Below are 12,273 nucleotides of genomic sequence, written 5' to 3' on the forward strand. Positions count from 1 at the left end.
GCCCTCGCGACCGAAGGAGCCTCGCACGAATCTTCCAGACAAGGGGCCTGTGACCGGCGAAGTACTCGTCCTCGTCTCCATATCAATCGCGGAGAGTGACAGATGCTTGCTGGAGTTCACCCCCTCCGGCACGAATCTGCGAGAGGCAGAGAAGGGCTGAAATCCTCATCTGCTGGCAGAGGACGCCCCGCAAAGTGTCGGGGGCGCCGTGCTGCACAGCGCCCGGCCTGCCCACGAGAGAAAGTGCGACAGGCAAGCCATGTGGTCTCTACCTGACCTGTGAGAAGACAGTGAGTAGGGGTCCGACCTGGCGAATTTGTGATCTGCCAGTGGTGAGTGCGGCGGCGGCCGTACCGTGGAAGGTCGCCGAGCTGCTTGTTCTCGGCCAAATTCACGCAACTCGGATAGCCTCCCGGCGTCTGCCACTCCGCTGAAGGCGTGGCATAACGCCTCGTCGACAGTGTGGAGTCGAGGCATCGGAGGCCGATTTGCTCGACCGCCACGGTCGTGCGGCCTGTGCCGCCAGGCCACTCCGTGAGAGTCCGTTGTCTGGAAGAAGTGTGCATACACGAAGTACGACGCCCGGCCGTCCTTCTTCGACCCCAAGGACACCGACGCGTTGGAGCTGATCGAGGACCGCACGCACGGAATGGTCCGCACCGAGGTGCGCTGCGCCCGCTGCGGTTCGCACCTGGGGCACGTCTTCGAGGGCGAGGGGTACGCGACGCCGACCGATCAGCGGTACTGCATCAACAGCATCTCGCTGCGACTGACGCCGGACGAGGGCTGACGCCGTGTAACAGGTTCGGAGCCTGGAGATCGTGCAACGGCCAGGAAGGCCGGGCACGAGACGGGCTCCGGCCGGCACCGCAGAAACCACCGGCAGTTGCCGTCTCTGGGCTCCTGCGTTGCCCAGGCGCGCAAGCTCGCGGCCGGTTTCCTCGTCGGCGCGTGCACGGATCAGGGCGTGTCCGTCCCCGCCCACGCTCTGACCCTCACAACCAGTGGTCAGCGAACTGGTCACCGACGTGCACAAATACGTCCGGGACCTGTTCGGATGGAACTGTCATGGACTCCACCGGCATCAACGTCCTGCCGACCGCAACGCAGTCACTGCGGGACCGGCCCGGCGCGTGGCTCCGTCGCAGCCGGTTCCGCGGGTCCTGCGGCTTGTCGGAGCCGAGACCGTTCTCGCGGTTCGCTACTCCCTCGCCGACTGAGGATGTCGGGCGGCACGGGTGGAATGGACACGGGCAGTTGATGCTCGGCGTGCGCCCGGTCGAGGAAGACAGCCCCTGTCCGTCCGGCTCGGGACGGCGGGGCAGAATCACTGCTCGCACCCCGTCCCGGAAGCGCGAGCGCGGCCGAGGAGACGGTGCCCTGTGTCGAGGAAACGGGCCGACCGCATCGGCTGTCCCTCACTCAAGCACCGCGTGGCAGATGGTGTCCGTGTCGTCATGGTGGGAGGAGCCCAGGAGTCGCCGTGTATTGCAGGCCCCCAGGAGAGCCTGTGCGGCGCATGCTTCCGCGACTGCACGCAATCGCTGAGCGTTTGGTCGGGTGATTCGTGTTCGGTCCCGGGTCAGGTTCCGCGCCACTTCAGGGTGGCTTCGTCGGAGACGTCGGCAGCGGTGACCCGGACGGTCAGCTGCAGGTCGGGGGTTTCGCAGCTGTGGTGGCGCTTGCGCCCGATGATCCGTTTCCCGGCCGGATGGCGTGGTTGATCCGGCGTAGGTCGTGATCGGGTGGTCGGCCGATGTCCGGCGCCCGGGCGCGACGCTGGTCCCGCCAGGATGTCAGGACACTCTCGGCCAGGTCCCAGCGCGCGTCCGGCAGGTCGCTGGGACAGGAACCGTGCGGTGGTCGATCGCCTTCGTCCTTCTGGCCCGGCGTACTTGATCAACCAGCTCAGGGCTTCCCCGGAGGAGGGCCGCACCTGGAGGCTCACCCGGCGGACGTGATGTCAGTCGGAGGCGACCCTTGCGGGGTCGTCGGCCGAGGTGCCGACGCGCAGCCACCGATAGCCGTAGGCGGGCAGTTCGACGCGGAGCAGGCCGTCGTCGTCCACCGTGAGACCGGCGTGCCCTTCGTCGAGCAGATCCATGAGCCTCCCGCCGGGCCCGGCCTCGGGCAGCCGTAGCCGTACGGTGACCGGCCCGCCCGCGAAGTTGTGCATTGCCAGGACAGCCCCGTCGGTGGTGCAGGTGATGTGCGCCAGGACGGCTCGCTCCCCGGTGTCCACGAGGCGGTGGTCGCCCCAGGCCAGCTCGGGAGCCTCCCGGTAGCGCTCGATGAACAGCCGCATGCGGCTGAGCAGCGAGCCCGGGTCGCGACTCTGCTCGTACACGTTGACGTTCCGGGGTCCGAACGCGCCGTCGGCCAGCGGGTTGGGGAAGGCGTCCGGGCCGGCCTCGGAGAAGCCGGCGCCCGCCTCCGGGGTCCATTGCATGGGCGTCCGTACGGCTTGGCGTCCCTCGGCGGCCAGGTTCTCCCCCATGCCGAGTTCCTCGCCGTAGAAGAGCACGGGCGTACCGGGCAGGGTGAACAGCAGGCTGTAGGCGAGTTCGATGCGGCGCCGGTCGCCCTCGACCATGGGCGGCAGCCTGCGACGCAGTCCCCGGTCGTAGAGCTGCATGTTCTTGTCCGGGCCGAAGGACGCGAACACCTCGGCCCGTTCGGCGTCGCTCAGCTTGTCGAGGGTGAGTTCGTCGTGGTTGCGCACGAACGTGGCCCAGTGGGCGTCTCGCGGGGCTGCGGGGCGGTCCCGCAGCGCGGCGGCCAGCGGCCCGGCGTCCTCGCGCGCCATCGACAGGTACATCTGCTGCATGGCGATGAAGTCGAAACACATGGTGAGCTCGTCGCCGCGGCCCGAGCCGGGGTCGCCGAAGAAGCGGGCGGTGTCGTCGTAGGGCAGATTGACCTCGCTGAGCAGCACTGCCTCACCGTTGCGGCGGCCGAGGAAGGCGCGCAGGTCGGCGAGGTACTCGTGCGGGTCCGGCAGTGCCCCGGCGTCGGCCTGCCCGTCCGTCTCCAGCAGGAAGGGCACGGCGTCGACCCGGAAACCGGACAGCCCGAGCTGTGTCCAGAACCCCATGACGCGGGCTATCTCGTCGCGGACCGCGGGGTTGGCGACGTTGAGGTCGGGCTGCTGCTTGTAGAAGCGGTGCAGGTAGTACTGGCCGCTGCCCTTGTCGTACTCCCACAGGCTGTCCTCCGCATCGGGGAAGACCACACCCTTGGGACCGTCCTCGGGGGGCTTGTCCGCCCAGACGTACCAGTCGCGGTGGGCGGAGTCCCGGCCGGACCGGGCGTCCTTGAACCAGGGGTGGTCCTCGGAGGTGTGATTGACGACGAGGTCGGCGATCACACGGATGCCGCGGTCCTTGGCGGTGCGGGCGAACTCGGTGAAGTCACCGAGGGTGCCCAGGCGGGGGTCGACACCGTAGAAGTCCGTGATGTCGTACCCGTCGTCGCGCTCCCGCGTCGGATAGAAGGGCATCAGCCACACGCAGGTCACGCCGAGACGCTCCAGATGGTCGATGCGCTGCGTGAGGCCCGCGAAGTCGCCGATCCCGTCGCCGTTGCCGTCCTGGTACGTCTCGACGTCCAGGCAGTACACCACCGCGTTCTTCCACCACAGGTCGGACGTACGGGTCAGACGCATCGGAACTCCTTCACCGTGGCGGGAAGCGGGCGGGTGACGTCGAGTCGAGGCAGTACCTCGGCCCCGAACGCGTCGATGAACGGGCCCTGTTCACGGCCCACGTGATGCAGCATCACCGCGTCGAAGCCGAGTTCGGTGTACTCCTGCAGCCAGGCGGTGTGCCGGCCCAGGTCGGACGAGATGTTGACCGAGCGCGCCACCTGCTCGGGGGTGACGTGCTCACTGACGACGTCGAACAGTTCCGCGGAGTCGAGGTCCCAACTGGCCGGGGGCCCGTGCACGTTGGTGCGCCATTGGTCGTACGCCAGCGCACGGGCCTCGTCCTCGCCGGGCGCCCAGCTCAGGTGCGCCTGGAGGTACAGCGGCCCACGGCCGCCGGCGTCGCGGTACGCGTCCACGATCTCGCGCAGCTGTTGACGCGGAGCGTTGACCGTGATCAGGCCGTCCGCCCACTCGGCGCACCAGGCCGCGGTCGCCGTGCTGCACGCGGCTCCGATCAGCGGCGGTACGTCGGGCGGCAGCGTCCACAGCCGGGCCCGGTCCACGGTCACCAGGCCGTCGTGGCTGACCTCCTCGCCCCGCAGCAGTGCCCGGATGACGTCGACGCACTCGCGCAGCCGCGCGGTGCGGACGTCCTTGCGGGGCCAGCCCGCCCCTGTGATGTGCTCGTTGGAGGCCTCGCCGGTGCCGAGCGCCACCCAGAACCTGGCCGGATACATGGCCGCGAGACTGGCGACCGCCTGGGCGACGATCGCGGGGTGGTAGCGCTGGCCGGGCGCGTTCACCACACCGAACGGCAACCGGTCGGTGGCCTGGAGGGCGGCGCCGAGCCACGACCAGGCGAACCCGGACTCCCCCTGACGGACGCTCCACGGCGAGAAGTGGTCCGAGCACATGGCGGCGGTGAAGCCCGCACGTTCCGCGTGCACGACGGCGTCGAGCAGATCCGCGGGCGGGACCTGTTCGTGCGAGGCGTGTAATCCATAGACAGTCATGCCGCGCGAGTACCCCCGGGAGGGACCCTCAGCGGAGAAGCGGCCGGACGTCCCCGAAACCGCGTGCGCGCTGCGGCAGCAACCGCACCAGCCGCACCCCGACCGGCGATCCTGACGGCAACCGGGGCTCCTCCGTCTCCGCCTCGCCCGCCCCGGCAACCATGACCGTCTCGTCACCGGACAGGATCTCGGTCATCCTCTCCCGCGTGATCTCCAACCGGGAGAACACGTCCTCCCGCTCAGCGAGACGCCAGGCCAAACCCTCGATCCGGTCCCGCAGTTCGGCGAACTCCTCCCACGCGGCGGCCTCCCGCCGATCAAGCTCCTCCGACCACGAACGGCAATGGCGCACGGCATCACCAGCTCACTGCGGAAGAGCCGCACCGATACGACGTCACCGCGCCGCAGCCGGCGGTGGATGGGGGAGCGCGCAGATCGACAGCTACGGCGATGGCATGCCTGCTCCGCGCAGGCTTTCTCGGCGGCAACCCGCGAGCACTTCGGTGCGATTCCATCCATGATCTCCTGAAGGAGCAACCCGTTGCTACGATTCATATACGGGCGGGCGGCCTTACCGACGTCTGGTGAAGTTGCTGATTGGGCGCATGAGTTGGAGTCAGCGTTCAATCGGGTGGATCCGTATCACCATCGGCGACGCAAGTTGAGCGTTCGGTCGGGTGTGGGGACATCGCCGTGGATCGTGTCGGGTGAGCTGTGGGACCGCCTGGAGCCGTTGCTGCCGCAGCGCGCACGCAGGTTTGGGTATCCGGGCCGCAAGGCGTTGCCGGACCGGGAGGCGCTGCGCGGGATTCTGTACGTGTCGCATACCGGGATCCGGTGGGAGTAACCCGCCCGTTGACGTCCTACCGGGCCGCTGTCGCCCGACGAGTCGAGTAGCACTGGCGCGGTGTTTCGGACCCCGTGCCCACCGCGAAGTCCCCGACGGGAGTGCGTTGTTCGGGATGTGCGCACCACCTGACGGGACATGCCGCGATGCAGTTCACAGGTGGGGCTTCTCGGACACGGTTGCCCTGACATGTGTCAGGACCTCGACGCCCGCTGTCTGGCTAGGGTCTGTCCATGTCGCCGGTTGCAGGTCAACGCCGTTGCTTCTGAGACGAGGGGAACTCATGAGGTCTGCCGTGTCCACAGCGGTGGCCGGATCGCTGGACCCGGTCCTTCGCTGACGGCACCTGATCAGTTCCGGGCCGTCAACCCGTATGTCCAGAACGGCACTTGGTGACCGTCTCGTCTGCACCGGCGGCGCATGCTCGCCGCAATCGCCATCTCGCATGTGATGCGTGCTGCCCGGTGTGGCCGGCGTGCCCGAACCGACCGTCAACACCCAAGGAGAAGACACACATGATCCGTTCCCTGAAGGCCGCCGCCGTGGCAACGGCCTCCACCGTCGTCGCCACCGCCGGCCTCGTCGTCGGTGCGGCGGGCGCCGCGCACGCGACCGGTCATGGCGAGGGCTTCTACGGAGTATGGGCCTCCGGTGTCAATGTCCGTGCCGGCGGCGGGGAGCAGTGCTACCTGTACCCGTCGTCCGCCAACTGCCCGGACGTGCAGACCACGGTGAGCAACCCGGCCCAGGTGTATGTGTACTGCCAGCAGGAGGGCGCGCAGAACGTCGGCGGCAACCCCTACTGGGTGTGGGTCCTCACCGCGAGTGGCCACCGCGGCTACATGGCCAGCTACTACATCGACAACACCACCAACTGGATCGACGGCGTCCCGCTCTGCTGACACGCCGTCGCAGGACCCGGCCGATACAGGGCAGTTGGCGAGCGACTGCCGGTGTGCCGGGCGACAAGGCCCGGACGGATGTCTTGGGCGACGGCGGAACGGGCCGGCCACGGGGGTGTTGCCCGTTCCCTGTCCGTGACGGCGGGTTCGACGGGCTGCTGATCCGGCCGACCCGTCCGACCCCCGTTCCCGCCCGCACCGGAGACCGCGCGCCCGCTCGACCCGCGGCGGAGCCGACCACCCGTCGTCTGTACCACCCGGTGGCAGCCGACGCCCGCGCCTGGCGGAGCACCCGCGCAGGAGCCCGTGAAAGGACACAGCGTGGCCGACCAGATGGTCATCGAGGCACAGAAGTTCATCAACTCCTACAACGTGGCCGGAATCCCGAAGGTCGACGAGAACGGACGCACCGGCTGGCCCGTCATGTTCGCGCTGACCCGGGCGCTCCAGTACGAGTTGGGCATCAGCTCCCTGTCCGACAGCTTCGGTCCGACGACGCTCGCCACCCTCCAGTCCCGCCATCCCGTCATCAACACGAGTACCCAGCACGAGAAGATCCTCAAGGTGCTGCAGTCCGCGCTGTACTGCAAGGGCTACGACGGTGGTGGCATCGACGGCACCTACAACGGCTCCGTGGCAGCGTCTGTCCGCGAGTTGACGCAGAACATGGGCGTCGACGGCGTCTTCGCGGACGGTGTGGTGCCCAAGGTGTTCAAGGCGCTGCTCACCATGGACGCCTACGTCGTCGTCGAGGGCGGCAGCGAGCTGACCCGTGCGGTGCAGCAGTGGATGAACGGCCGCTATGTCGGCCGCCGCAACTTCTTCGTCGTGCCGTGCGACGGTCACTTCTCGCGAGATGTGCAGAAGGCACTGATGTTCGCGATCCAGTTCGAGATCGGCATGAGTGACGACGTGGCGAACGGGGTCTTCGGCCCCGGCACCCAGCAGGGAATCAGGAACAACCCCCTCTCGGAGGGCTCGTCGGGGACATGGGTGAGCCTCTTCACCGCAGCCATGATCTTCAACAAGCGCGGCGGGGTGTTCTTCGACAGTCACTTCGACGCCGACCTGGCGACACGGGTGCGCAGCTTCCAGAACTTCGCGAAGCTCCCGGTCACCGGCCGAGGGGACTTCCAGACCTGGGCCTCGCTGCTGGTGTCCACCGGTGACGCCACCCGCAGGGGGACCGCGGCCGACTGTGTCACCGAGGTCACCGACGCACGGGCGGCGGCACTCAGGGACGCGGGCTACCAGATCGTCGGCCGGTATCTGTCCAACGTCCCCAACTCCTCACTCGACAAGAACATCAAGTCCGGCGAGCTGGGCCGGATGGCCGCCTACGGTCTGAACTGCTTCCCGATCTACCAGACCTGGGGCGGGGAGGCCGCCTACTTCCGCCGCGAGCAGGGAATCGCCGACGCATTCGCCGCCATCGAGCGAGCCAAGCACTACGGCTTCAGACCCGGCACACGTATCTACTTCGCGGTCGACTTCGACGCGCTCGACTACGAGGTCACCGACAACATCCTTCCGCACTTCCGAGCGATCCGGGACGTCGTCGACGAGCACGGCCAGGGGTACCTGGCGGGCATCTACGGACCCCGCAACGTATGCAGCCGTGTCGCCGCCGCGGGTTACACCTCGGCCAGTTTCGTCTGCGACATGTCCACCGGGTTCTCCGGGAACCTCGGCTATCCGCTGCCCAACGACTGGGCCTTCGACCAGATCTCCACGATCTCGGTGGGAGCGGGCAGCGGCCTCATCGAGATCGACAACAACATCGTGTCCGGGCGTGACGCCGGCCAGAACACCTACAACCCCGAGCAGATCACCGCGGACCTGGACGTCAACATGGACATGTCCCGGCGGAACTCCCTGCTCGCGGATGTCCAGTCGTATCTCCTCAACACCATGGGTGTGCCGGAGGAGGGCGGGAACCAGGGCGCCCAGGTGCTCACGTACCGGTCGACCACGCAGGCCTTCGACATTCTGATGAGCTTCGACGGGCTGGTCACCCAGCTCGCACGCACCTTCCGCATGCGCAAGGCCATCATCCAGAGCCCGCTGCTGTGGGAGATGCGGATGTACAACAGCCTGGACGTCATTGGCGACGAAGCGGTCATCGATCACTACGACGGGACCGGACTGAGCCCCAAGAACGACGCCAGCACCGGCCTCGCGCAGATCTTCGCCGCCACCGCCATCCGCGGACGCAACCACTGCATCCGGGCCGGTCTGATCGGCGGCACCATCATGGACGCCGCCAACGAGAGCGACCTGTGGAACGTCTGGCAGAAACTGCACAACGACAACAACTACAACGTCAGTACGCTGCCCGCGGTTCTGATCGAGGGGGCGGCCGACGTCGGCGTACCCCAGCCGTCCATGTTCACCAGTGAGGAGCAGACCCGGCTCACGCTGGCCCGCTACAACGGCACCGAGGGACGAGCCCAGGACTACGGCACCGCGATGCTCGGTCTGCACCGGGTGTTCGAGAAGTACAACGCGCCCCTGCGTGGCCTGTGACGGCACGGATCGCCACCCATCGCACCTCTCACTCTCAGACGGGACCGGCATGACCCTTTCATCCCCGCATCCGCCACGTCGTCGCGTACTGCGCACCGGACTCGGCCTGACCGCAGCGGCCGGCCTGGCGACGTTCGTGGCTCCCTCCCCGGCGTCCGCGTCCGCACGGTCCGCCGAGGAGGGCCCGCCTGCCCTCCCCACAAGTGCCAACGGCTGGCCGATGGAGTCGCAGACCGACGTCTCGGGAGGCATCTGGACCCGCCAGGTCCCGGGCAGTTCGGTCTCCGTGGCCCTGCGCATCGGTGCCGCGGCCACCGTGCTCGTCCATGTCATCCGCCGCTACCACTACGAGGTCGACACACTCGTCCACGGCGAGGTGATCGGTTTCCGCCCGGCGGACGGCACTCTCAAGGGCTACGCGACCAACCACGCCTCGGGGACCGCGGTCGCGATCCGCCCCACCTGGTACCCGGACGGCGCCAGGGGCGGTCTCTTCCCCCACCAACTGGCCGCCGTCCGCGACATCCTCACGGAGTGCCAGGACGTGGTCGCCTGGGGAGGGGACTTCCGCCGCCCGAACGAGTCCCACTTCCAGATCGACGTACCGCCCTCGGACCCGCGCCTGAAGCGGCTCGCGGCCAGGATCCGCGGCTGGGAGGACAACCCCGGCCAAGGCGCGGGGACGCTCGCACTGGGCGCCTGACACGGACACAGCGGAGCTGCTGCTCCAGCCGGCCCTCAGCGGTCCGCCCGGTGGTCCACGTCATCCCGAGTAGAACAAACCAATGATGACCACGGACAGGGTGATCAGGACGAACAGGCCGCCCAGCAGGGCGAGTAGCAGTTGGGTGCGCGAGCAGATGGCCTATCCGGCCAGGGCGCCGCCCAGCGCGAGTGAGCCGGTGTCACCCATGAAGATCTCGGCGGGCGACGTGTTCCATCACAGGAAGCCGAAGCAGGACCTCATGAGGGCCGACGCGGCGACGGCGAGGTCGCGCGGGTCGCGGACCTCGATACAGGACGCGGGGTGAAGCATCGTCATCGCGTTGGCGCACGATTCCTGGAACTGCCACAGCCCGATGAACGTGTACCCGCCGAAGACCATGACCGAGGCACCGGCGGCCAGACCGTCCAGACCGTCTGCCAGGTTCACCCCGTTCGACATGGCCAGGATCATGAACAGCGCCCACGCGACGAACAGCGCCGGTCCGATGGTCCAGCCGAAGTCGGTGACGAAAGACAGCCGCGCCGGTTGGAGAACCCGGAGGTCGCTTCGGCCTTGGCGTGGACTCGGCAGGCGATGGCGGAACGCCAGTGGCACTACGAGGTACGGAGCGAACCTTCCGCGATCGAGCTGGAGAACATCCGCTTCCTTGCCGGCTGTCGGCGCCCGTGGCTGTTCGATCCGGACCTCCTCGACGAACTGCGCAGCACCGACCTGGACGGCATTCCGTTGAGGCAGGCGGCGTCAAGATTGGCGCAGCGGTCCGAGTCCATTGTTCGTGCCGCGGTCCACCACCTTCTGCGGTCCCGCGAGCGGTACGCGGATCTCACCGAACTCCTGTGTCCTTCCTCCGTGTTGAGGAGGACGGCCAAGACCACCGGGCCGACAGAGGCACGGGACCGGACGCCCGGAGCCTCTTGTCGGCGGCGCTGAGCGCAACGGCCGGATGGGTGGAGCGGAGGGCGTCGCGCAGGAATCTCGGCTGACGATGCAGCTGGTGACGGCCCCGGACGCGTCGATCGCCCGATCAATCGGCCGTCGCTTCCCCCGCCCCTCGAGTTTGACAGGCAACCAAATGGTTGCCAATCTGATGAGGAGGGCGGTGAATGCCACGGACGAGGTCTTCAAAGCGCTCGCGGACGCGAGTCGCAGACGGCTGCTCGACCGGCTGAACGAGCGGTCGGGGCAGAGCCTGCGCGAGCTGTGCGCAGGACTGGAGATGTCGCGGCAGGCCGTGTCGAAGCACGTGGCGGTGCTGGAGGAAGCGGGCCTGGTCTCCACGGTCCGGCACGGCCGGGAGCGGCTCCACTACCTCAACCCCGTGCCCATCCACGAGATCTCCGACCGCTGGATCGGCCAGTACGAGCGAGGCCGGATGGCCGCGCTCAGCAACCTGAAGAACGCCCTGGAAGGGACGGCGATGAGCAAGCCCGAGTTCGTCTACACGATCTACATCCACACCACGCCCGACCGGCTCTGGGAGGGGCTGACCAGCCCGGAGTTCCTGAAGCAGTACCACGGCGACTGGGCTCCGTCCTCCGACTGGAAGGCCGGCTCGAAGGTCCTGTGGCCGGTCGAGGAGGGTGGCGCGCCGCAGGACCTCGGCCAGGTCGTCACCGAGTCGGAGCCCGGAAAGCGGCTCGCCTACACCTGGCACACGCTGCAGCCGATGCACCAGGAGATGTTCGGCATGAGCGACGAGGAGTTCACCGAGGCGGTCAAGGAGCGCTCAACAGTCGCGTTCGACATCGAGCCGGCCGAGGACCCGGAGCTGGGCGTGAAGCTGACGATCACCCACGGCGGCTTCGCGTCGGCCGAGTCCAAGATGCTCGAAGGCGTCAGCGACGGCTGGACCATGATGCTGTCGGAGCTGAAGACGATCCTGGAGAAGGTCTGACCTGGCCGGTCGGCGGCTGGGCCGCTGCCGGTGCCGAAGCGGGAACGTCGCTTGCGATACCCCGGCGGTGCGCCGGATCGCGGGATGCGTTCTGGCGCAGTGGTGAGCACGATCAGTTCGGCCGCGGTGTCGCGGTCACGGACGTGGACGTCGGGGTGGCGGGCGAGGAGATCGCGTACCGTGCAGCCTTCGCAGTGCCGGGCCAGAGTGTCCCAACGCCAATGTGCCCGCGTGACTTCAACCGGGACGTCCTCGCTGATACTGCATGGCAGACGCGGTAGCTCTGTCCGGCTGCAGGACGGGGTGGTATTGCTCCGCGGCGGACGGCGTACGGCGCCGGATACCAGTGGCGGCGGTACAACGGATCGACGTCCACGGTCCCAAGGGCCGACGGCTGACCGTCGTACTGACGGGCCGTGAGCCGTACGGGACACCGCCGAACTGCGGACGGACGGGGCGGGGCTTGTGACCGAGGAGCCACTGGCGCGGGCGGTGCCGAACCGGGCCCGGCAGCTGTGGTGGGGCCTGGGGAGCGCCTATGTGTTGGTGCTCGTCCTGCTGATTGTCACAGGCGCCGGGGTGGTCCCTGTTCTCCTCTGGGTGGCAGCTCCTGAGGCGATCGCCGGCGGCGGGTTCGGCGTGCACGTCGGATGGAAGTCGGTCCGGGAAGCCTGGGGAATACGTACCCGGGGCATCACGGTGGAGGGACGCCTGAAGC

Annotated in this window: 8 protein-coding genes and 4 pseudogenes; 7 read left to right on the forward strand and 5 right to left on the reverse strand. The window is 68.1% G+C overall.

Translation table 11 applies throughout. The features are described 5' to 3' along the window. Nucleotides 1-583: 583 nt before the first annotated feature. Nucleotides 584-790, forward strand: a pseudogene (locus tag ACWD5F_RS09990) (peptide-methionine (R)-S-oxide reductase); the annotation flags it as partial. 920 nt (nucleotides 791-1,710) lie between these two features. On the opposite strand, the pseudogene ACWD5F_RS09995 reads toward ACWD5F_RS09990, so the two are convergent. The 4 genes and pseudogenes from ACWD5F_RS09995 to ACWD5F_RS10010 all read right to left on the reverse strand — a co-directional run. Next, nucleotides 1,711-1,836, reverse strand: a pseudogene (locus ACWD5F_RS09995) (IS5 family transposase); the annotation flags it as partial. Nucleotides 1,837-1,963: 127 nt separating this feature from the next. Beyond that, a complete protein-coding gene (locus ACWD5F_RS10000; RefSeq protein WP_451252843.1) occupies nucleotides 1,964-3,664 on the reverse strand; it encodes an alpha-amylase family protein in 1,701 nt (566 codons plus the stop codon). After that, on the reverse strand, nucleotides 3,655-4,659 hold the full coding sequence (locus tag ACWD5F_RS10005) for a TIGR03885 family FMN-dependent LLM class oxidoreductase (protein WP_451252845.1): 1,005 nt from the start codon (nucleotides 4,657-4,659) through the stop codon (nucleotides 3,655-3,657). Before ACWD5F_RS10005 ends, ACWD5F_RS10000 begins: the two co-directional genes overlap by 10 nt. 28 nt (nucleotides 4,660-4,687) lie before the next feature. Next, a complete protein-coding gene (locus ACWD5F_RS10010) occupies nucleotides 4,688-5,011 on the reverse strand; it encodes a hypothetical protein (protein WP_451252847.1) in 324 nt (107 codons plus the stop codon). Nucleotides 5,012-5,290: 279 nt separating this feature from the next. On the opposite strand from ACWD5F_RS10010, the pseudogene ACWD5F_RS10015 reads away from it, so the two are divergent. The 4 genes and pseudogenes from ACWD5F_RS10015 to ACWD5F_RS10030 form a co-directional block, all read left to right on the forward strand. After that, a pseudogene (locus ACWD5F_RS10015) lies at nucleotides 5,291-5,503 on the forward strand (transposase); the annotation flags it as partial. Nucleotides 5,504-6,021: 518 nt separating this feature from the next. Continuing rightward, nucleotides 6,022-6,408, forward strand: coding sequence for a hypothetical protein (locus ACWD5F_RS10020; protein WP_451252849.1), 387 nt, complete (start codon nucleotides 6,022-6,024; stop codon nucleotides 6,406-6,408). Nucleotides 6,409-6,729: 321 nt separating this feature from the next. After that, the gene (locus ACWD5F_RS10025) at nucleotides 6,730-8,934 is read left to right on the forward strand and encodes a glycoside hydrolase domain-containing protein (RefSeq protein WP_451252851.1); all 2,205 of its coding nucleotides are present in this window, start codon (nucleotides 6,730-6,732) and stop codon (nucleotides 8,932-8,934) included. A 49-nt stretch (nucleotides 8,935-8,983) separates the two neighbouring features. After that, entirely contained in the window at nucleotides 8,984-9,637 is a 654-nt protein-coding gene (locus ACWD5F_RS10030) for a hypothetical protein (RefSeq protein ID WP_451252853.1), read from the forward strand. Between the two features lie 72 nt (nucleotides 9,638-9,709). On the opposite strand, the pseudogene ACWD5F_RS10035 reads toward ACWD5F_RS10030, so the two are convergent. Further along, nucleotides 9,710-10,186, reverse strand: a pseudogene (locus ACWD5F_RS10035) (phospho-N-acetylmuramoyl-pentapeptide-transferase); the annotation flags it as partial. A 48-nt stretch (nucleotides 10,187-10,234) separates the two neighbouring features. Between ACWD5F_RS10035 and ACWD5F_RS10040 the strand changes: the two are divergent. Together ACWD5F_RS10040 and ACWD5F_RS10045 are read left to right on the forward strand one after the other, a co-directional pair. After that, on the forward strand, nucleotides 10,235-10,591 hold the full coding sequence (locus tag ACWD5F_RS10040; protein ID WP_451252855.1) for a hypothetical protein: 357 nt from the start codon (nucleotides 10,235-10,237) through the stop codon (nucleotides 10,589-10,591). A 169-nt stretch (nucleotides 10,592-10,760) separates the two neighbouring features. Continuing rightward, a complete protein-coding gene (locus ACWD5F_RS10045; protein ID WP_451252857.1) occupies nucleotides 10,761-11,555 on the forward strand; it encodes an ArsR/SmtB family transcription factor in 795 nt (264 codons plus the stop codon). Nucleotides 11,556-12,273: the final 718 nt, after the last annotated feature.

The sequence above is a fragment of the Streptomyces sp. NPDC002499 genome, from assembly GCF_053595415.1.

Excerpts from the sequence above, each read along its gene's own strand:
- ACWD5F_RS10040 (WP_451252855.1), top strand. The coding sequence starts at position 10,235 with ATGGCGGAACGCCAGTGGCACTACGAGGTACGGAGCGAACCTTCCGCG.
- ACWD5F_RS10030 (WP_451252853.1), top strand. The coding sequence starts at position 8,984 with ATGACCCTTTCATCCCCGCATCCGCCACGTCGTCGCGTACTGCGCACC.
- ACWD5F_RS10000 (WP_451252843.1), bottom strand. The coding sequence starts at position 3,664 with ATGCGTCTGACCCGTACGTCCGACCTGTGGTGGAAGAACGCGGTGGTG.
- ACWD5F_RS10005 (WP_451252845.1), bottom strand. The coding sequence starts at position 4,659 with ATGACTGTCTATGGATTACACGCCTCGCACGAACAGGTCCCGCCCGCG.
- ACWD5F_RS10020 (WP_451252849.1), top strand. The coding sequence starts at position 6,022 with ATGATCCGTTCCCTGAAGGCCGCCGCCGTGGCAACGGCCTCCACCGTC.